General features: G+C 66.8%; 18 protein-coding genes. 11 read left to right on the forward strand and 7 right to left on the reverse strand.

Features of this window, described 5'->3' with window-relative positions; translation table 11 throughout:
* The first annotated feature begins 52 nt into the window (after positions 1 to 52).
* From AC2D10_RS00525 to AC2D10_RS00535, 3 genes are read left to right on the forward strand one after another with little or no spacing between them, the layout of a single operon-like run.
* On the forward strand, positions 53 to 487 hold the full coding sequence (locus AC2D10_RS00525) for a hypothetical protein (protein WP_484709834.1): 435 nt from the start codon (positions 53 to 55) through the stop codon (positions 485 to 487).
* A 22-nt stretch (positions 488 to 509) separates the two neighbouring features.
* Complete coding sequence (locus tag AC2D10_RS00530; RefSeq protein ID WP_484709835.1) at positions 510 to 1,115, forward strand: hypothetical protein; 606 nt, start codon at positions 510 to 512, stop codon at positions 1,113 to 1,115.
* A complete protein-coding gene (locus tag AC2D10_RS00535) occupies positions 1,112 to 1,405 on the forward strand; it encodes a nucleotidyltransferase domain-containing protein (RefSeq protein ID WP_484709836.1) in 294 nt (97 codons plus the stop codon). The genes AC2D10_RS00530 and AC2D10_RS00535 overlap by 4 nt, the downstream gene beginning before the upstream one ends.
* 839 nt (positions 1,406 to 2,244) lie before the next feature.
* Here the strand turns inward: AC2D10_RS00535 and AC2D10_RS00540 are convergent.
* The 3 genes from AC2D10_RS00540 to AC2D10_RS00550 form a co-directional block, all read right to left on the reverse strand.
* Complete coding sequence (locus AC2D10_RS00540) at positions 2,245 to 2,895, reverse strand: HNH endonuclease (protein WP_484709837.1); 651 nt, start codon at positions 2,893 to 2,895, stop codon at positions 2,245 to 2,247.
* Positions 2,892 to 4,376 (reverse strand): AAA family ATPase, encoded by a 1,485-nt coding sequence (locus AC2D10_RS00545; RefSeq protein ID WP_484709838.1) that lies wholly within the window; start codon positions 4,374 to 4,376, stop codon positions 2,892 to 2,894. The genes AC2D10_RS00540 and AC2D10_RS00545 overlap by 4 nt, the downstream gene beginning before the upstream one ends.
* A gap of 565 nt (positions 4,377 to 4,941) precedes the next feature.
* Complete coding sequence (locus AC2D10_RS00550) at positions 4,942 to 5,148, reverse strand: hypothetical protein (RefSeq protein ID WP_484709839.1); 207 nt, start codon at positions 5,146 to 5,148, stop codon at positions 4,942 to 4,944.
* Positions 5,149 to 5,243: 95 nt separating this feature from the next.
* Here AC2D10_RS00550 and AC2D10_RS00555 point away from each other — a divergent pair, with 95 nt between their 5' ends.
* A complete protein-coding gene (locus AC2D10_RS00555; RefSeq protein WP_484709840.1) occupies positions 5,244 to 5,912 on the forward strand; it encodes a hypothetical protein in 669 nt (222 codons plus the stop codon).
* Between the two features lie 43 nt (positions 5,913 to 5,955).
* Complete coding sequence (locus AC2D10_RS00560) at positions 5,956 to 7,104, forward strand: FUSC family protein (protein ID WP_484709841.1); 1,149 nt, start codon at positions 5,956 to 5,958, stop codon at positions 7,102 to 7,104.
* A gap of 7 nt (positions 7,105 to 7,111) precedes the next feature.
* On the opposite strand, the gene AC2D10_RS00565 is transcribed toward AC2D10_RS00560, so the two are convergent.
* Positions 7,112 to 7,708, reverse strand: a complete 597-nt coding sequence (locus AC2D10_RS00565) for a TetR/AcrR family transcriptional regulator (RefSeq protein WP_484709842.1) — start codon at positions 7,706 to 7,708, stop codon at positions 7,112 to 7,114.
* 33 nt (positions 7,709 to 7,741) lie between these two features.
* On the opposite strand from AC2D10_RS00565, the gene AC2D10_RS00570 reads away from it, so the two are divergent.
* Complete coding sequence (locus AC2D10_RS00570) at positions 7,742 to 8,716, forward strand: DMT family transporter (protein ID WP_484709843.1); 975 nt, start codon at positions 7,742 to 7,744, stop codon at positions 8,714 to 8,716.
* 274 nt (positions 8,717 to 8,990) lie between these two features.
* The gene (locus tag AC2D10_RS00575; protein ID WP_484709844.1) at positions 8,991 to 9,374 is read left to right on the forward strand and encodes a hypothetical protein; all 384 of its coding nucleotides are present in this window, start codon (positions 8,991 to 8,993) and stop codon (positions 9,372 to 9,374) included.
* A 23-nt stretch (positions 9,375 to 9,397) separates the two neighbouring features.
* Here the strand turns inward: AC2D10_RS00575 and AC2D10_RS00580 are convergent, their stop codons facing one another.
* The 3 genes from AC2D10_RS00580 to AC2D10_RS00590 are packed head-to-tail and all read right to left on the reverse strand — an operon-like array spanning position 9,398 to position 15,218.
* Positions 9,398 to 12,859: an error-prone DNA polymerase gene (locus AC2D10_RS00580; protein ID WP_484709845.1), complete on the reverse strand. Its 3,462-nt coding sequence runs from the start codon at positions 12,857 to 12,859 to the stop codon at positions 9,398 to 9,400.
* A complete protein-coding gene (locus AC2D10_RS00585) occupies positions 12,859 to 14,397 on the reverse strand; it encodes a DNA polymerase Y family protein (RefSeq protein ID WP_484709846.1) in 1,539 nt (512 codons plus the stop codon). Before AC2D10_RS00585 ends, AC2D10_RS00580 begins: the two co-directional genes overlap by 1 nt.
* Entirely contained in the window at positions 14,394 to 15,218 is an 825-nt protein-coding gene (locus AC2D10_RS00590) for a hypothetical protein (RefSeq protein ID WP_484709847.1), read from the reverse strand. Before AC2D10_RS00590 ends, AC2D10_RS00585 begins: the two co-directional genes overlap by 4 nt.
* 144 nt (positions 15,219 to 15,362) lie before the next feature.
* On the opposite strand from AC2D10_RS00590, the gene AC2D10_RS00595 reads away from it, so the two are divergent.
* From AC2D10_RS00595 to AC2D10_RS00610, 4 genes are all read left to right on the forward strand, one after another.
* The gene (locus AC2D10_RS00595; protein ID WP_484709848.1) at positions 15,363 to 15,833 is read left to right on the forward strand and encodes a prepilin peptidase; all 471 of its coding nucleotides are present in this window, start codon (positions 15,363 to 15,365) and stop codon (positions 15,831 to 15,833) included.
* A 47-nt stretch (positions 15,834 to 15,880) separates the two neighbouring features.
* Positions 15,881 to 16,093, forward strand: coding sequence for a response regulator (locus AC2D10_RS00600; RefSeq protein WP_484709849.1), 213 nt, complete (start codon positions 15,881 to 15,883; stop codon positions 16,091 to 16,093).
* Positions 16,086 to 16,712 (forward strand): CYTH domain-containing protein, encoded by a 627-nt coding sequence (locus AC2D10_RS00605; protein ID WP_484709850.1) that lies wholly within the window; start codon positions 16,086 to 16,088, stop codon positions 16,710 to 16,712. The genes AC2D10_RS00600 and AC2D10_RS00605 overlap by 8 nt, the downstream gene beginning before the upstream one ends.
* 70 nt (positions 16,713 to 16,782) lie before the next feature.
* A complete protein-coding gene (locus AC2D10_RS00610; RefSeq protein WP_484709851.1) occupies positions 16,783 to 17,931 on the forward strand; it encodes a type III polyketide synthase in 1,149 nt (382 codons plus the stop codon).

Genomic DNA, 17,931 nt, shown 5'->3' on the forward strand with positions numbered 1-17,931 from the left:
AAACCGCGGAGAGCGGGAGAACCTCGTGCTGCTGTGCGCGAATTGCCACACGGTGGTGGACAAGACCCCCGACAGTCATCCGGTTGAGATGCTCCTGGCGTGGAAACAACAGCGCAGGGCAGCCGTTGAGGCAGCCCTTGGAATCGCCGGTCACACTACCCGCGAGCAGGCCCGCGCTGCCATAGAACCGTTTGCGCACCAAAACCGACACATACACCGGACGATAGGTCCGGACAACGACTACAGGTTTGATCCGAACGCCGAGGAAGCAGCGATGTGGGATCGAGAAGTCGTTGCCACGATCATCCCGAACCTTCACCAAATCCTGCGCATCGTTGACGCGAATCGGGAGCTGCTAACCGATAAGGAAAAGGATGTGGTGGCTGCGCTTCGCAGTCATGTCGATGGCTTGACTCATCGTCATCTCGGCGACGGGGGACTGAGGGTGCCACGGTATCCAGCAGGAATGGAGAATCTCTTTGCCTGAGGCAGATGCGTTCATTGCTTCCATGTTCGAGAGGGTCGACGACATCGTCACGGGCGTCTTAGTCGACGGTGATCATGTGCGTGTCCAGCGCAAACATGCGCGAGCGGTCCGCATCGGCATCGTTCGCCGACGCGACGTTCATGCCGAGGATATCGCGCATCTCTTCGACGGTGACCTTGATTTCGTCGCTAACGTCCCTCGAGACGGCGTATTCCAAGGAGACGCAATTGCTCTTTGTCACGAAGTGGGAGTGGGATGGGGCGCGATTGCGGACGCGATGCGGGCACTCCATCTTGACAATCCCGGCGACTCCACGCCGCGGGAGATGGGTTTCGTGCTCGATGGCCTTCGCCGGCACAGCCACGTTGTCTCGGTGTCATATCTGGACGGCCGCCGATTGCTCATTAATCGAGCGGACGGTCTCAATTCCCTGGTGCTGTACATCGAGGACACATATCAGCCCGAAGTCGCGGCAGTGCACTTCGCGCTAGACCGGTGCTGGCCCTTCGACATCTTCGTCTCGACAAATCCGAATCGCGGGCCCACCGAGCAAGCTGAGATCGCTGCGAAGGAAGCCGACGTAGAGATTCTTCGATGGGGTCCGACCCTGTCCCGCCTCAGACGATGAGCGAGGGAGACCTCGCGGGGCTGCGTAGGGTAGCGTCCCGACACCCCACTGTTCAGATATACGTTTTCGGTTCAACCGTGCACGGGCCTCATCCAGCACACGACATTGACATAGTCCTCATCTATCCGTCTTCCGATTCGCTGGCCGCCGTCCTCAAGGATCTAGACCAGCTCCCCCTGGCGCCAATCCTCGACCTCACGATGATGACTCCGGTCGAATCGGATCAGTCGGGATTCCTCGCTCGCTCTCGGGCGGTGCGTCTTCAGGAGGTTGCACCTGTGAGTAGTTGAGTGGTGACATGCGACGGGAGATTGGTCGCGGCCCCAGCCAACCAGACATCATTGGCGGCATCGTCGTCATTCGGACTCTTTGAGCTTCGCGAAGACGGCGGGGGTTTCGAAGGCCACGCCGAGTGATCTCGCGCGGCTTCCGGAGGGCTGGTTGCGTGCGGTTGCCCGCGGATACAATCTGGCCTCGGTGCACAAGGCCCTGAACAACATCTACATAAGTTCGGAAACGGATCTAGGATCATCGCCAGGGCGCGAGGACGTCTTCGGAGCATCTGATCTGACACCGCTTGCGGACGTGCCAGTCGTCATCGTTCTCAAGATTCCGTACCCCGCCCCGAGCCATGCCCAGAGACTGGCGTTCGTTGCCCGATCCAGGTACGCGGATTCAGCGAACCTTCCCTTGCGGTGCCTACTGGTATTGGCTCGAATGAAACTACCAGGAGGCGAGAGAGCAGGTCGCGCGTCGCGGCAGGCGGCGCACAAGGCCGAGGGCCAACGGCTCATCTAGAGCTGTGTTAAAAGTACTGAATGCAGCAAACGGGATGGGCACCTGGTTCGGGTAGGTGCCCTTCCCGTTTCCGTGTCTGTGAAGCCCTTTATCCTGCATGGCGGCACTCATCATCGTCGGGTGCAGCGGCCGTTCTTGCTTGAGGCTCTGAGGTACCTGCTTGGACGCTGTCGGCGACTGCTGCCCGTTCATGGCGTTCCATCCTTGCTTCAAGAATGCGGCTACGGGAAGCCGATTCAATCGTCGGCCATGGTCGCGCACGAGATAGATCCTCTCGTCAGATGCGAAACTGACTAAACCCAGTTGCGCCGCTTGTGGACTACTTGGCCGCTCAATCGGTAGGTCTGCGGGTCGCTATCAGTGACGCAGCCCGAACTAACGGTTCGATGATGTCCGCAACTTCCTGCAGTGTGAGCTGGCGGTCGAGAAGTTGCCGCACGGTTTTCTCGAAGCGAGTGTCCGAGATGGGATAGCGAATGCCTATCACACGCTCATCAAACCTGTTCAGCCTGCACTTCTCGATGGTCCACCTCCCTTTGGCGGTAAAGGCGGCATAGGTGAGATGGTCCCGCAGGAGGTGATCGGACCATTCGTCGAAATGTGGATGCACGACGAGGTAGGCGTCTGCAGTCATTGGATAGTCAGCTGGCCGGGCGCCAGCAAACACATACTTCGACCCCTTGTGCCCGTTGCACTCCTTGCAGACCACCGCGAGATTCGCTTCTGTGAACATGAACTCGGGATGTTTAGCTTTCGGCGCGATGTGCTCGACATCCCAGTCCAGACCGTGGATTGAGGGTTCCGGAATCCCGCAGTAACAGCAGAGGTGTTTCTGCTCGTGGATGTAGTGATCCCTCATCTCCTTGCGGAGAGCTTTGACGACTTCCTCGCTCCAGAAGTTGTGGTCCTTCGATTGGCGGTTGTTGTACTGATTCACGATCTCGGCAGACGCCGGGCTGTAGATGACTTTTTTCACGATCATGAAGGAGTCCGTTCCGCAAGTTGGGTTCGGAGGCGAACAAGACTGTCAATGATGCGCCCCGTCGGGTCGTTGACCGGTAACTCCCGGCGAGCGACCTCCAGCGTCTGCATATCCCTGTCAAAACTTGAGGTCGCCAGGTCGCCATCCTCGGCGCCTCGCAGAGCGGTGACCAGAAGGTCGCGGAGATGTAGATTGTTGCTCGAGATTACACCGAAAGTCTCGAATAGCACTTCGTCAACCGACCGGCCCCCCGTCGGTTCGTCCGTCAGCGGGGACTGTTCCTCGAGGTCGACGATGCTGATTGCCTCGGAGCTGGCGCCGGCCACGATTGTGGGGGAGTGGGTCGCTATCACGAAATGGCAGCCTCGATAGGCTGCGAAGCCTTGAGTCAGCCGTTCGAGGTATTCGGACTGCCATTGAGGATGCAAGCTGATTTCAGGCTCATCGATCAGTATCAAACTTTGGTCCTGGATGGAGGACGCGATCCCGAGCATGGTGATGGCAAGGGAGAGCTCGCCGGAACTGGCGTCCGTGATCCGAACGCCACGCTTCGAACCCATTCGTCGGAGGTGGACATCCTCCATCTGTACGAATCCCACGCGAGAGAGCAGCCTCGCCATCCGCAGTAGATGCTCTGGCCGGGAGTTCGGATGTTCGAAGTCGGCACTCAGCCGCACCCGATTGCCATCGCTGAATTCTCGAATCGCCTGGAATGAGTCGGAGAGGCTCCCCGCAGCCATCGGATCTTCGTACAGGTAGTTCGGTAGAAATGTGCGAGTCGCATTGTCGTCCCTCTTGGCTGCATCCAGCAGGTAATCCTGGATAGCAACTGTGGGGTCTTCCGAGGCCGCTTCGAGCGTCTGCCGCCCGCTCACGGTCCAGGCGTAGGTAACCTCGACGTTTGGGCTGTACCCCAGGTAAGTGAACACATCAGCTACCCGTTGCCGTCGCTGATGATCCTCGGCGCTCGCGTCGAACAGCTGCTCTAGCGCTCGGAACACGCCCGCGCGAGAGGAGACGCGTCCCCGAGCGTCTTTCAGGCCCAAGTATCGGTACAGAGAGTCGGTCGGTTTCGGGTCCAACGACTTGCTCTCGTGCGGCAGGTGGAACTTGTCGAAAGCGCTGGCGGTTGCGGCTACGACGGAGCGCGGACGGGGCAGCCGCTCCAATTCGACCGGTCGTCCGTCCAAGTAGGCGGATCTACGTTTCCCATCCACCCGAAATGCGCATTCTTGGTCGCCGAGATGGTACTCGATGGCAATCGACTGTGCTTTCCTGAACTCTCGTCCATTCATCGCGTCGAACGCGGTGGCTGCGGCTGCCAGCAGTCGGGACTTACCTGAACCGTTGCGGCCTGTGATCAGGGTGGTCCACGAGGCGTCAGATTGGCGCGCGCCGAACGAGACGTCTAGGAACTCGTCGACCTCGTCGAAATCACCGACCTCGATTCGTGTGAGTCGGAATGCTCGCGCAGCGCCCATCGAATATACGTCCCTTGTTGGAGCGGTTGATCGCGGCCACTCCGGTCGCGTGCGTGTGAACGCCTCCGGGACATACCGTATCGGGGTGATCGCGGTTCGAGGCTATCCCACCCATCGCTTTCGTCACCATAAATGAAGTCTCGAATCACTATTGAAAACACGGTCGCGGGGCGAGGCCCCGGCCAGGAAGTGATTGATCGGTCGCAGGCGTGAGGTAGTCGAACGGCTCGCGGTTCGCGCTGCATCAACCTGCCGAGGCTCTCATACTGGTTCCAGTTGTCGCGGGCCCGGCCTGAGCGAGGTTGAGGTTGAAGGTGAGGATGTCGGTTGGATCAACTACGGCTCGGGTGCCCGGGCTGTGGTCTCGTCGAAGGGGCAAGCGAGAGAGCTGTACGTCGGGTCTGTAGGAAAAGCGGGAGCGGGCTGTAGGAAAAGGGGACGCCGCGCCCATCTCCCATCCGCAACAGGAAGGGTTGTGCCAACAGCCCACCAGATAAGCCCCGGAGAACCGCAGAAACGCGCGGATCTCCGGGGCTTCTTGCATGCCCGGACTGGCGCGCCTCACTCAGCGCTCACCACCCGAGGGGTGGCGGCGTTTCGCGCGGATGGTCAGAGCCTGCGAGATGACGAGCAGCACCATCGCGACGACGGTGAACCACAGCGTCGGTCCGAGGACGCCGGCGAGGATCAGAACGGCGCAGAGAAGTCCGAAGACAGCGCCGAACAGCAGCAGTCCTGTGTTGACGCTTGTGCTCGACCGGTTTCTGCTCATCGCTCCACCCTGCCACTCGCGCTTCCGCAAGTCGACCGCGCGACCGCCTCCGCGCAACCTCAGCGGCTCGCACCTCGCCGGTTAGTCTGACTCCCATGGGCGAGGACCAAGAAGCGCAGGAGCTTCGCGCGCTGCAGGCGAAGGCGTTCGGGCGCGGCGCATCCGCATCCGCCGATGACCTGGTGCGTCTGCATGAGCTGCGACACCACCGCTTGCGAGCGAGCCCGTCACCCATCGATCCTGAGCCCGAGCCCGTCGACTCCACGAAGCCCCATCCGCTTGGTGAGCCAACCACTCACGAACCCACTCCGACAATCGACGAGCCGACGCGCCGGCGGCCGCGATTCCCCGCCGGAGCAGCACCGCTCACGATCGCGGCCGTGCTGATCGGCCTCGTCGTCGGAGCCGTCTCCGCCTCCCTCGTGCTTCCCCAGCTCGCGACGCGCAGCTCGCCGTCTGAGCTGCCGCCGAACGCGGCGTCTTTCGACGATGGCTCCATCGAATTCCTCGGAATCATCCGATCGGGCAAGCTTTGGACCGCATCGCAGAATGACGGCGATGAGCGCTGCCTCATCCTCACGGACGAGAAGGAGCAGGGTGGTTGGATGACGATGAGTTGCCAGCCGAGTTCGAGTCGAGCGCCGCTGACGGCGACAGCGTCGGGCCTCTCCGACGGCACTGCCCGCGAGTACACAGTGAGTGTCGACGATGATGGAGAGGAGAGCGTGGTGTATCGCACCATCGACTCTCCCTTCCCGGAATAGCATCCGCATCCCACCCGCAACCGTCTGCCGAGGAGTCGTTCCCGTGCCTGACACCGCCTCCACGCCCACGATCCGCACCCGCGCCTCGGCCGCCCGCCGCGCCCTCGAACTGGCGACCGAACCCGCCCGTCTGCTGCTGGTCTTCAAGACGGCCCTCGCGGTGGGACTGGCGTGGCTCGCCGCTCCGCACATGCCCGGCGTCGCAGACGAGTACCCGTACTACGCGCCGCTCGGCGCACTGGTGAGCATGTACCCCACGCTGATGGGGTCGCTGCGATCGGGCCTGCAGACGATCCTCGGCCTCGCCGCAGGGATCGGTCTGGCCACGCTGGTGGTGCTGACCGTCGGGCCCAACTGGTGGACGATCCCTGTCGTCGTCGGCGTGGGAGTGCTGCTCTCCGGCACGGGTTGGTTCGGCTCCGGTCGCGAATACGTGCCGATGGCCGCGCTGTTCGTGCTGATCATCGGCGGACAGAACGCCGACGACTACTCGATCGGATACCTGGTGCAGACGGCGGTAGGCGTCGCGATCGGGCTCGCAGTGAACGTGATCATCCCCCCTGCCCCGCTCACGGCCCGCGCAGCGCAGCGCGTCGAGGAGTTCCGGACACAGCTCGCCACACACCTGCACGACATCGCCGATGCCATATCCGCCCACTGGCCGCCCGAGCGCACGCAGTGGGCGAGCGATGCCGACTCCCTCGCCGACACGACGCGAGAACTCCGCGGGGTGCTGGCCGATGCCGACGACAGTCGTCGCGGCAATCCGCGGGCGATGTTCGGGCGGGGTGCGCCGCCGAACGACGTGCACGCGGCGCTCGATGCCATGGATGCCGTCGCCCACCACATCCGCGACATCTCCGACGCGGTGGCCGACACGATCTGGGATCGTCCTGCCGCGCTCGAGCTCGATCCGGCGTTGCCCGAGCCGCTCACGGCCGCGTGTCACGCCGTCGCCGACGCGCTCGCGCTCGGCAACGTCGAGACCCCCGAAGCGCATCGTGCGCGAGGGCTGGCGGCGCGCGCAGTGCGGCAGCTGCTCGAGACCGTCGACGATCGCACGCTCGAAGTGCGCCGCTCGATGGGGCCGGGCGTGCTGACGGCGATGCACCTGCGCCGTATCCTGATCCTCGTCACGCCCCCGCCGAAGTCGGGGACGAAGTCCGAGGCTGAGACTGAGACTGAGGACTGAGCACCGCTCAGCCCAGGTCGCGCTCCAACAGCACGCCGGCGAGGCTCCGCGCGGTCTCGAACGGCTTCGGGAACGTCTCCATGCCGACCGTGACGATCGCCCCTTCGTAGAGCAGCATCATCGCGTGTCCGAGTGACTCCGCGTGTGAAGACCCCGCCTCGCGGCACAGCTCGACGAACAGGTCGAGCAGCCACGCCTTCTGCCGCGCCACCTCGGGGAACACCGGATGCCCGTCGTGGCCGTCGCCGATCTCGGCACGCGCGTTGATCGCACTGCACCCCTTGGGGCTGTTCTCATCGGACCAGCTGATCGCGGCATCGAAGACCGACAGCACGCGCTCGCGCCCCGGCTCCGACACACGCGCCAGCTGCTCGGCGAGATGCACACGCCATCGGGCATCGCGGTGCTGCAGGTAGGAGACGACCAGTGCCTCCTTCGACCCGAAGCGGTCGTACAGAGTCTTCTTCGTAACGCCGGCGGCGTCGGCGATGGTGTCGACGCCCACGGCATGAATGCCGCGCTCGTAGAACAGGCGTGACGCGGCATCAAGGACGCGGGTCGCACCCGGAGTGAGGGGAGGAAGCTCAGGAACGGGGACGGCCATACGCCGAGTATACCAATCTGTATAGTGGGACCCATGAGTAAACAGACCGGTGTACTTCCCGTGTTCGTCACGGTCGCTGCCGCGGTCGCCTTCGTCCTCAGTTGGAGCTCGGGCTTTCTGGTGCCGGCGATCGCGACGGATGTGTCCCCGCTCACGCTTCTGGTCTGGAGGTTCGTTCCTCTCGCGCTGGTGCTGACCGGCATCGTGCTGGCGACGGGGGCGACACGCGGTGTGCCGCGCGCCGACCTCGGACGTCAAGCTCTGATCGGCCTGTTCGCGCAGTTCGGCTACTGCACGGCGGTGTACGCGGCTGTCGCTTCCGGGGTCGCCACCGGCACCACCGCCCTGATCGACGCCGTGCAGCCGCTCGTGGTGGCGCTGCTCGTCGGCCCGCTCCTCGGACTCCGCGTGCGGGGTGCGCAGTGGGTGGGGCTGGTGGTCGGGGCGCTCGGTGTCGTGCTCGTCGTGCGCTCGCAACTCGGCGCCTCCGACGCGTCGGCGATCGCGTACCTGTGGCCCGTCGTCGCGATGATCTGCCTGATCGCCGGAACCTTCCTGCAGCGCCGCTCCGACCTGCGGATGGGAACGCTGGTCACGCTCGCGGTGCACGTCGTCGCGACCGCCGCAGCGCTCCTGGTAGTTGCTGCCGTCGCGGGGGCGCTCGTGCCGCCGGCATCCGGGTCGTTCTGGCTGGCGGTCGTGTTCTCGGCGGCCTTTCCCACGCTCGCCGCGTACGGGCTCTACTGGTGGCTGCTGCGTCGAGTCGGTATCACCGCGTTGAACGCCCTGCTGTTCCTGGTCGCACCGGCGACGGCGGCGGCAGGCGCGCTGCTGCTGGGCGAACCCCTGACGGGAGTGACGCTTCTCGGCTTCGCGTTGTGCGGGGCGGGTGTCGCTGCGGTGCTGGTCAGCGAGGCGCAGTCGCGCGGTGAAAGTGGCGAAAGTGGCGAAGGCGGCGAAGCAACAGTGGCCACGAGTGCGACCCGGAGCGAGGAGCGCGGCGGCTGACGCCTGAGGGCGGGGGTTTGCCCTCTCGAGCGCTCCGCCCCAACGGAACTCGAGAGGGCGACCGTCCAACCCGGACGGCAGGGGAGGCGGCGAAGTAAAAATGTCGCTGCTCTCATTGGCTGTCTACCCCAGTATTCAGCCCGTAGCCCCCGCTACGTTTAGCAGAGTATCGGTATTTCGCCGTGTCCGCCATTTGGGGGACAAAATTCGATGAAACATTTTTCTCGCGGCTGATTCGCTTGCCTCCCGAGCGGGTCTCCGTAGGGTGGGGAACATGGACAGAACGCTCGTCGTGACAGCGCAGATCGCCATCGCTCCCGGCCACCGCGTCGAGGTGACCGAGCAGCTCGATCCCTTCACTCAGGAGACGGTCGTGCTCGCGCTGACCGATCTCGACACCGGCGTGCGCTACCGGCGCTCCGACGATCCGCACGGTGAGTTCTCGCGGTGGATCGGACGCGTGCTCGACTGCACGGTCACGATCGGCGGGCATGTGCCGCGCACGACGATCACGGTGGATCCGATCGGTCCGGGAGCGAACGAGGCCAAGGTCGCGTTGCGCGACGCCGATGCGGCCGCGGATGCCGCGAAGGCCGAGGCCGACCGCTGGGGCGGCAGCGATCGCCCGCCCGTCGAGGAGAGCGAACGCTTCTGGTGAGCGGAGGCCGCCGTCGATGACGGTCACCGGAAGTCCCGCGATCGGTGCGTGAGTCCCGTGCGCAGATCTTCGAAGCCGTCGGCGAGCACGTTCACCACGCCCTCGGCCGACCGCTCCAGGATGCCGCGGATGATGAGTGCGGGGGAGTCGCGGGCCACGCGACGATAGCGACTCCAGACCCCGGCTGAGCACACGATGTTCACCAGGCCGCTCTCATCCTCGAGATTCACGAAGGTGATGCCCGAGGCGGTCGCCGGACGCTGACGGTGGGTGACGAGCCCCGCGACCTCGATCCGTCGCCCCGCCTCGTGCTCCTGCAGGTCGGTCGACATCAGCACTCCGCGCTCGCGCAGCGCACTGCGGAAATGCGTCATCGGGTGGTCGTCGGTCGAGACCCCGGTCGACCAGAGGTCTGCTGACAGCTGTTCGTAGCTGGTCTGGTCGGCGAACAGTGGCGGCTGCACGGCCACGGTCGTGCCGGGGAGGAAGCGGGCACGATCCTCGGCGGCGGCCCCGGCCAGCCACATCGCCTCCCGGCGCTCCAGCCCGAGGCACGCGAAGGCGCCGGCGGTGGCGAGCGACTCCAACTGCGCGGCGGTGGCATCGGTCCGGCGCACCAGGTCGTGCAGGTCTCGGTAGGGCCCATGTGCGTCGCGTTCGCTGACGATCCGCTCCGCCATGGCGTCGCCGATGCCGCGGATGCCGCTCAACCCGAGTCGCACGGCGAAGGCCCCGTCTCGGCGGTGTGCGGCGGTCTCATCCGGTGCGCTCCTGTCGAAGCGGAGCACCGGCGGCTGAGGAGTGGTGAGACAGGTGTCCCGGCCGGTCGCCGCGGTCTGCGGGGAGGACGGATCCTGTGGCTCGAGTGTCTCGGTCGCCTGGGATGCATGCAGGTCGGGACGCCGCACCTCCACCCCGTGCCGCCGCGCGTCGGCGGTCAGCGTCGCACCGGAGTAGAACCCCATCGGCTGGGAGCGCAGCAGGCCGGCGAGGAACGCGGCGGGGTAGTGCAGCTTCACCCAGGAGCTCGCGTAGACGAGCAGCGCGAACGACAGGGAGTGCGACTCCGCGAAACCGAAATTCGCGAAGGCCTGGATCTGTGCGTAGATGCGGTCGGCCACATCGCCGACGAGTCCGCGCTTGGTCATTCCCGCATACAGTTTCGCCTTGACCTTGTCGATCTTCTCGAGTCCGCGCTTCGAGCCCATGGCACGCCGCAGCAGATCTCCCTCGTCGGCGGTGCAGTCGCCCACCGCCATCGCCATCTGGATCAGCTGCTCCTGAAAGATCGGCACCCCCAGCGTGCGCTGCAGGATGTCCTCCAAATCGCTGTGCGGGTAGGGGATGGTGAACGCGACCGGCTCCTCGCCCCGCTTCAGGCGTTCCCGGTTCTCCTCGTCGACACGATCCTTCGCGATCTTGCGTCGGACGAACGGATGCACGGCTCCGCCCTGGATGGGCCCGGGCCTAATCAGCGCGATCTGGATGGTGAGGTCGTAGAAGCTCCGCGGCTGCAACCGGGGAAGCAGTCCGATCTGTGCCCGGGACTCGACCTGGAACACTCCGATCGAGTCCGCGCGGCACAGCATGTCGTAGACGGCCGCCTCCTCCTTCGGGATGCTCTCGAGCGTCCACTCCTCACCCGTCGACTCGCGGATGATGTCGAAGCAGTGCTGCAGCGCAGCGAGCATGCCGAGACCCAGCAGGTCGAACTTCACCAGTCCCATCCAGGCAGCGTCGTCCTTGTCCCACTGGATGACGGTGCGGTTCTCCATACGGGCATGCTCGACCGGTACGACCTCGCCGACGGGGCGCGCCGTGAGCACCATGCCGCCGGAGTGGATGCCGAGATGCCGGGGCGCCTTCAGCAGCTCACCCGCATACTCGAGCACGTTCTCAGGGATGTCGTGCTCCTCAGCGACCTCGAGGCCGGTGCTCCACCCGTCGACCTGCCGCGACCAGGCGTCCTGCTGCCCCGGTGAGTAGCCGAGCGCCCTGGCCATGTCGCGCACGGCGTTCTTCGGGCGGTACTGGATGACGTTCGCGACCTGCGCCGCGCGCTGTCGCCCGTACTGGCCGTAGACCCACTGGATGATCTCCTCGCGGCGCCGGGAGTCGAAGTCCACGTCGATGTCGGGCTCCTCCTGCCGGGTGGTGGCGAGGAAGCGCTCGAAGGGGAGCCGGTACAGGATCGGATCGACAGCGGTGATCCCCAGGAGGTAGCAGACCGCGCTCGCCGCGGCGGATCCACGGCCCTGGCAGAGGATGCCGCGGCGCCGGGCCTCCGACACGATGCCGTGCACGATGAGGAAGTAGCCGGGGAAGTCCTTCTCCTCGATCACGTCGAGCTCCCGCCCGATGCGGCGTCGGCCGTCGTCGTCCAGCCCCGGATACTTCGTGGGCACGGCATCCCACACGAGCGTGCGCAGCCAGCTCATGGGCGTATGCCCCTCGGGGACCTCCTGCCGGGGAAGATCGGGTCGGGCACGCCGTAGCGGGAAGGCAGACGCCGCGGCCAGCTCGAGCCCGTACGAGATCGCCCCCGGATACCGGCGGAACCGCTCCGCCATCTCGGCCCCGCTGCGCAGATGCGCCCCGCCGTGCGCCGGGAGCCACCCGTCGAGTTCGTCCATGCTGCGCACCGCCCGCACCGCCGCCACGGCCTCGGCGAGCGGCGCCCGCGACGGCGTCGCGTAGTGCACGTTGTTCGTCGCCACGACCGGAAGATGCAGGTGGGTCGCGAGCTCGGTCAGCGCATCGTTGCGACGGGAATCCTGAGGGTCCCCGTGATCGAACAGCTCGACCGCGACATGGTCGGAGCCGAACATGTCGACCAGGCGCCGCAGCGGTGTCTCGGCGTCTCCCTGCTCGAGCCCCCGGCGCACACTGCCCTTGCGGCATCCGGTGAGGATCGTCCAGTGCCCTCCGGCGCTCGCCGCCAGCTCGTCGAGGTCGTAGACGGGGCGCCCTTTCTCGGCTCCGCGCAGCTGGGCGTTCGTGATCGCGCCGGAGAGCCGGTGGTACCCCTCCAGGCCGTTGGCGAGCACGAGCAGATGATCGCCCAGCGGGTCGGGGTTGCCCCGCTGCGGCGCGGGGAGGTCCAACGACAGCTCGGCGCCGAACACCGTCTGCAGCTCCACCTTCATCGACTCCGCGAAGTCGGCGAAGCGAGCCGCGCCGTAGAAGCCGTCGTGATCCGTGAGAGCGAGGGCGCTGAGGCCCAGACGCTCCGCCTCGGCCAGCAGATCCTCGGGCGAGGAGGCGCCGTCGAGGAAGGAGTACGAGGAATGCGCATGGAGTTCGGCGTAGGGGACCGCCTCGTCCGGGCGCTCCGCCGCCGGAGGCGTCCGTGGTCGTCGCCGGCTGATCGGCCCCTCATCGGTCCGCGGAACTCGCGGCTCCGCGCCCACGGGCTTCGACGACTCCTCGCCCGTGAGGGTGCGTTCCAGCTCCTTCCAGGTCTGCGGGGGATTGTGCCACCCCATCAGCGGTACCTCCCCTCGGCCCACCAGCGCCCGCCGGCGCAGAAGACCAGCCAGGCGCGATCCTGCTCGTCGACGATCTGCAGGCGGTGTCCGTTCTTGCCGCCGCCCGGCGTCCACCGCTGTTCATGGATCGGCCAGGGGCCGGCCCAACCCCGCACTGCTCTGCCGTCGATGCGTGCGGGGACGGACGAGAGCGCCCCACGCTCGTCGACGCTGATCACGCCCCCGTCCGCGGCGTCGACGGCGATGCGTCGCGGCGGGCGGAACACCTCGGACGGCAGAGGGTCGGGCAGGCTCCCCGGCCACGGGCGGGAAGGATCGCGGGGAGCGACGGCACGCTCTCCCCAGGGGGTGAGCACCTGTCGGTCGGCGAGCCAGCGGCCGCCCGAGATCGCCGCGGTCACCACTCCCTGATGGCCGAGCATGGTCTGCACGCGGGAGACCGCATGATGCAGTCGCTCATCGGTGCCCGAGCCGAACAGCCCGGGCTGATGATGGGCGGCGTCGTCGACGGCGACCGGGACGATGTGCACCGCGTCGATGCCGCCGAAGGCGCGTGCCTCGTCGACCGGCTCCTTCGCGCTCTGCGCTGCCAGTGCCTCGAGCTGCCACCGCACCCGGTCGACGAGATCCGCGGCGTCGAAGCAGGTCGGATGCAGCCAGGTGCGGGAGTACACCTGGCCGTTGTCATCGGTCAGATCGATCCGCACCTCGGTGCAGACGACGGAGGCATGCCCCAGAGCCAGCAGCACATCATCCGCCGTCTGCCGAATGGCGAACGCCACCTGATCCGCTCCGCTCAGCGAGGTCTCGAACTCCACACGCCGCATCAGCTCGGGATCGGGCGGCCGCGGCACCAGCGGACGGGAGTCGGCTCCGGCCGCGAGAGCATGCAGCCGTGCTCCGCGCTCGCCGAAGCGATCGCGTACCTCGGTGTCGGGAAGCGCGGTGAAGTCTCCGAGAGTACGCACGCCGAGCCGGATCAGAAGGTCGGAGAGCTGCTCGTCGCGCAACACCTGCACCGGATACGGCGCCAGGAACTCCTTCGACCCACCCGGCGCGACCACGGTGCGAGGTTGCGGGCCCCGGGCGGCGATCTCGGCGGTGAAGGGGCCGTCGGCGACGCCGATCCGCACCTCGGGGAAGCCCTCCTCCGTCAGGACCATGGCGAGGGCATCGGCTGCCTCCGGCTCCCCGCCGTGATAGCGCGAGATGCCCCGCGAGCGCAGCACGGCGAGCCCCGGACGCAGCAGTGCCACCCCCGGCGCATGCTTCTCGATGAGCTTCAGCACGGGCAGGAAGGAGCGCTCGTCGCGAGAGGGGTCGTGCGGGAGCACCTGCAGAGACGAGAGGTGCCCCTGTGCGACACGGCGTCGCTGCCCGGTGCGCACCCCGTACGCCCTGGCCGACGCGGTGCACGCCACGACCGTGTTCGCCTGCACCAATGCGGTCGGCGGATGCGGAGGGGGACCGCCGAGAGCCGCGCGCAGCGGCCAGTCGGGGAACCACAGCACGAGGACGCGCAGGGGAGCGTTCATCCGGCTTCCGCCCAGAAGGAGAGCTCGGCGGGGGCGGCCTCGTCGCGGCGGCTCGGGGCGGCGGAGAAGGCGGTCAGAGCCGTGATCTCGGCGGAGCGCTCGCGGCCGAAGCGTTCGTCGGCGCGCCGCTCGGAGACCGCCGCCTCGACGAGACCTCGACTGCCCGGCAGGCGCACACGCACACTCGACGGCATCGGCTGACGCCGCGTGCGGGCGGTCACGGTGACCGTGCAGTCCGAGAGCAGTCCCCAGCCGGCTCCGAGGCCGTGCCACTGAGGATCGTGGATGCGGATCGACCCCTCGCTCTGCGGCCAGGCGTCGCCGATCCCCTCGGTGATGAGCAGGGTGGAGCCACGATCCCGCAGTCGTGCGCTGAGACGGGCGACATCGGCGTCGCGGGCTCGCGATCCCGGCTGCACCACGATCAGCGGAACCACTTCGGAGAGTGCGGAGGCGACCGCGAGCCAGCGGTCTGCGGGGTCGGGCACCAGGATCAGTCGGGAGAGGTCGATGCCGAACGCGGCGGCGGCCTCGACGCCCAGTGTCGGCATGCCGACGACAGCACACCAGTGTCCTTTCTGCGATGCGGCGCTGAGCAGGGCGAGCACCAGGCTCGGGGAGGGGGAGACGGTGTACGCGGTTCCGGTCTGAAGCCCTTCTTCCGGGAGGAGAGCGGAGAATGCGGAATTCAGCGGAAGCAACGTATGCTCGCTGCGCCGCCTCTGCATCCTGCTGATCTCACGGCGCAGCCGCAGCACCTCTCCGGCCCGGGAATCACCCGTCGGAGAGAGCGCAGTCACTGCATCGAGCGCGATCCCCATGCGTCCATCCTCGAAGATATGTTCTAGTAAAGCAAGTGGAGATGGCCACGCTAGTTCGTACATCCGACATTGTCTACGGGGCTGCCTCGCCCGGTTATCCACAGCCCGTCTCCGAGCCGGCCGTCCACCTCCTAACCTGCGGTCATGCACCTCAGGGACTGGTTCGTCATCGTCGCGCACGTCGCCCTGTCGGGCGTCGGCGCCTGGCTGCTCGCGATCGACGCCCGCACTCATCGCCTGCCGAACCGGATCGTGCTCCCGACGCTCGCGGCGGCACTCGTACTCGTGCTCATCGACGCCGCGGCGTCCGGAGGCACGTCGAACCTCGTCCGCGCCCTTTTGGGCATGCTGATCCTCGGCGGCTTCTACGCCGCGCTGCACCTGCTCAGTCACGCCGGAATGGGAGGAGGCGACGTGAAGCTCGCGGCCGTGATCGGACTCGTCCTCGGATGGCACGGGTGGCAGGCGCTCGCTGTGGGCGCGGCATCCGCCTTCGTGCTGGGGGCGCTGTATGCGATCACGCTGATCGCCCTGCGACGCGCCGACCGCTCCACCCGCATCGCCTTCGGTCCCTGGATGATCATCGGCGCCGTGCTGGGCATCGCGCTCGCATGAACGCCCGCCCTCGGCCGATGTCGGCGGGGCGGCGATAGGGTGGGTCCATGGCACTTGCACGGCTTCACGGCGGCCCGCTCGACGGGCAGATCATTCCTCTGGGCGACGCAGACGACAAGCTGATCGTCCCCTACAGCGAGACGCAGGTGGTGTATCACCGCCGCGGCGACGAGCAGAACACCGGCTCGTCCGACGGGCCCACCGAGATCGACTACTGGTTCGACGAGTCCCTGCAGGGCATCAGCCCCTCAGATGACTGAACCCTCCCGAACGGTCGAGGTCGAGCGCAAGTACGACGTCGACGACGCGACTCCTCTGCCGCAGTGGCAGGGGATTCCCGGGGTGGACACCGTCTCCGCCGGAGAGGCCCGCGATCTCGACGCCCGGTACTTCGACACCGTCGACGGTGCGCTCGCGCGCTCCGGCGTCGCGTTGCGCCGTCGAACCGGAGGCCCAGACGCGGGCTGGCACGTCAAAGGACCGCGCGAGGGCGACGGACGACTCGAACTCGGATGGCCCCTGAACGAGGGCGATTCCGGCGACGACGCGCTGCCGGCCGCCGTTGCGACCGCCGTCGCCCGATGGACGACCGATCCGGTGACGCCCCTGGCCCGCATCGAGAACGCGCGCACGGCGTACCTGCTCGCAGGTCCTGCCGGCGTGGTGGCCGAGTTCGTCGACGACCGCGTCCGCGCGACCGACCTGCGAGCCGGCGTGCAGCGCGCGTGGCGGGAATGGGAGATGGAGCTCGGCCCGGCCGCTCCCGCCGACCCCGCCGAGCGGGCGGAATTCTTCGCGGCCGTGGAACGCGCGGTCCGTGCCGCCGGTGGCCGCGACTCGGCATCCGGGTCGAAACTGGCGCGCGCGCTCGGATTCTGAGACTTCGCAGACGCGTGCTCACGATGCAAGCCCCTTTCCGCGACGACATGCGAAGTGCTTGAGTGACATCATGAGTCGACCTGCCGTTCTGAGATCACTCCAGACGATCGTGCCCGACACCGTCCTGCATCAGGGCGAGGTGCGCGACGTGTTCGCATCGCAACCGGATCTCGGGCGGCTGGCCACGAGGATCGTCTCGGCCTCGTTCAACGGGTCGGGCATCGACACCCGGCACACCGTGATCGATGAGCTCTCGCTCACCGCAGACACGCCTGACCCGGTCTTCTTCGACCGCGGCTCCGGGCGGTTGCTGTCCCCGAGCACCAAGACCCGCAACGAGGTCTTCATCCGCGAGGCCTCGAAGCTCTTCGTGGCCGCCGCCCGTCGCGTGGTCGACGCAGACGCCGAGATCGACGTCTCCGACATTACCCATGTCATCACGGTGTCCTGCACCGGCTCCTTCGCGCCGGGGCCCGACTACGCCATCGTGCGCGGACTCGGGCTCTCCGACAGCGTGCAGCGCTACCACCTCGGGTTCATGGGCTGCTACGCGTCGATGCCGGCGCTGCGCGCGGCGAGTCAGTTCTGCGCCGCCGACCAGAACGCGGTGGTGCTGGTCGTCAGCGTCGAGCTCTGCACGCTGCACCTGCGCTCCTCCGAGGATCCCGACACGATCGTGTCCTCCTCGCTCTTCGCCGACGGTGCCGCCGCGGCCATCGTGACCGCGCGCGACCTGCCGCTGGCGACTCCTGGCCTGCGTCTGGACGGCTTCCACACCGCGATCGCGCCGGAGGGCGAGAAGGACATGGCGTGGACGATCGGCGACTCGGGGTTCGAGATGATCCTCTCGACGGCCGTTCCGCAGATCATCGGCGAGACCATCATCGGCGCGGTTCGTCCGCTGTATGCGCGTGAGCAGGCCCTGGTCGAGGCGTTCGACGCCGGGGCGGTGGGGGAGCAGGTCGCGCACTGGGCCATCCATCCGGGCGGGCGCAGCATCCTCGACAAGGTCCAGGAGCGGCTGAATCTGAGCGACGCGCAGCTGCATCCCGCGCGGGAGGTCCTGCGCGAGAACGGCAACATGTCGAGCGCGACCGTCTTCTTCGTGCTGCAGCACATCCTCGAGCAGGCGGGTGCGCAGCCGGGTGACCGCGTCGCCGCCATGGCCTTCGGCCCGGGTCTCACGGCCGAGAGTGCGCTTCTCACCGTCGAGGCCTAG

This window comes from Microbacterium sp. PI-SA-G, assembly GCF_057215335.1.

Coding starts and splice junctions, on each gene's coding strand:
- AC2D10_RS00530 (WP_484709835.1), top strand. CDS start 510: ATGTTCGAGAGGGTCGACGACATCGTCACGGGCGTCTTAGTCGACGGT.
- AC2D10_RS00535 (WP_484709836.1), top strand. CDS start 1,112: ATGAGCGAGGGAGACCTCGCGGGGCTGCGTAGGGTAGCGTCCCGACAC.
- AC2D10_RS00540 (WP_484709837.1), bottom strand. CDS start 2,895: ATGATCGTGAAAAAAGTCATCTACAGCCCGGCGTCTGCCGAGATCGTG.
- AC2D10_RS00545 (WP_484709838.1), bottom strand. CDS start 4,376: ATGGGCGCTGCGCGAGCATTCCGACTCACACGAATCGAGGTCGGTGAT.
- AC2D10_RS00550 (WP_484709839.1), bottom strand. CDS start 5,148: ATGAGCAGAAACCGGTCGAGCACAAGCGTCAACACAGGACTGCTGCTG.
- AC2D10_RS00555 (WP_484709840.1), top strand. CDS start 5,244: ATGGGCGAGGACCAAGAAGCGCAGGAGCTTCGCGCGCTGCAGGCGAAG.
- AC2D10_RS00565 (WP_484709842.1), bottom strand. CDS start 7,708: ATGGCCGTCCCCGTTCCTGAGCTTCCTCCCCTCACTCCGGGTGCGACC.
- AC2D10_RS00570 (WP_484709843.1), top strand. CDS start 7,742: ATGAGTAAACAGACCGGTGTACTTCCCGTGTTCGTCACGGTCGCTGCC.
- AC2D10_RS00575 (WP_484709844.1), top strand. CDS start 8,991: ATGGACAGAACGCTCGTCGTGACAGCGCAGATCGCCATCGCTCCCGGC.
- AC2D10_RS00580 (WP_484709845.1), bottom strand. CDS start 12,859: ATGGGGTGGCACAATCCCCCGCAGACCTGGAAGGAGCTGGAACGCACC.
- AC2D10_RS00585 (WP_484709846.1), bottom strand. CDS start 14,397: ATGAACGCTCCCCTGCGCGTCCTCGTGCTGTGGTTCCCCGACTGGCCG.
- AC2D10_RS00590 (WP_484709847.1), bottom strand. CDS start 15,218: ATGGGGATCGCGCTCGATGCAGTGACTGCGCTCTCTCCGACGGGTGAT.
- AC2D10_RS00595 (WP_484709848.1), top strand. CDS start 15,363: ATGCACCTCAGGGACTGGTTCGTCATCGTCGCGCACGTCGCCCTGTCG.
- AC2D10_RS00600 (WP_484709849.1), top strand. CDS start 15,881: ATGGCACTTGCACGGCTTCACGGCGGCCCGCTCGACGGGCAGATCATT.
- AC2D10_RS00605 (WP_484709850.1), top strand. CDS start 16,086: ATGACTGAACCCTCCCGAACGGTCGAGGTCGAGCGCAAGTACGACGTC.
- AC2D10_RS00610 (WP_484709851.1), top strand. CDS start 16,783: ATGAGTCGACCTGCCGTTCTGAGATCACTCCAGACGATCGTGCCCGAC.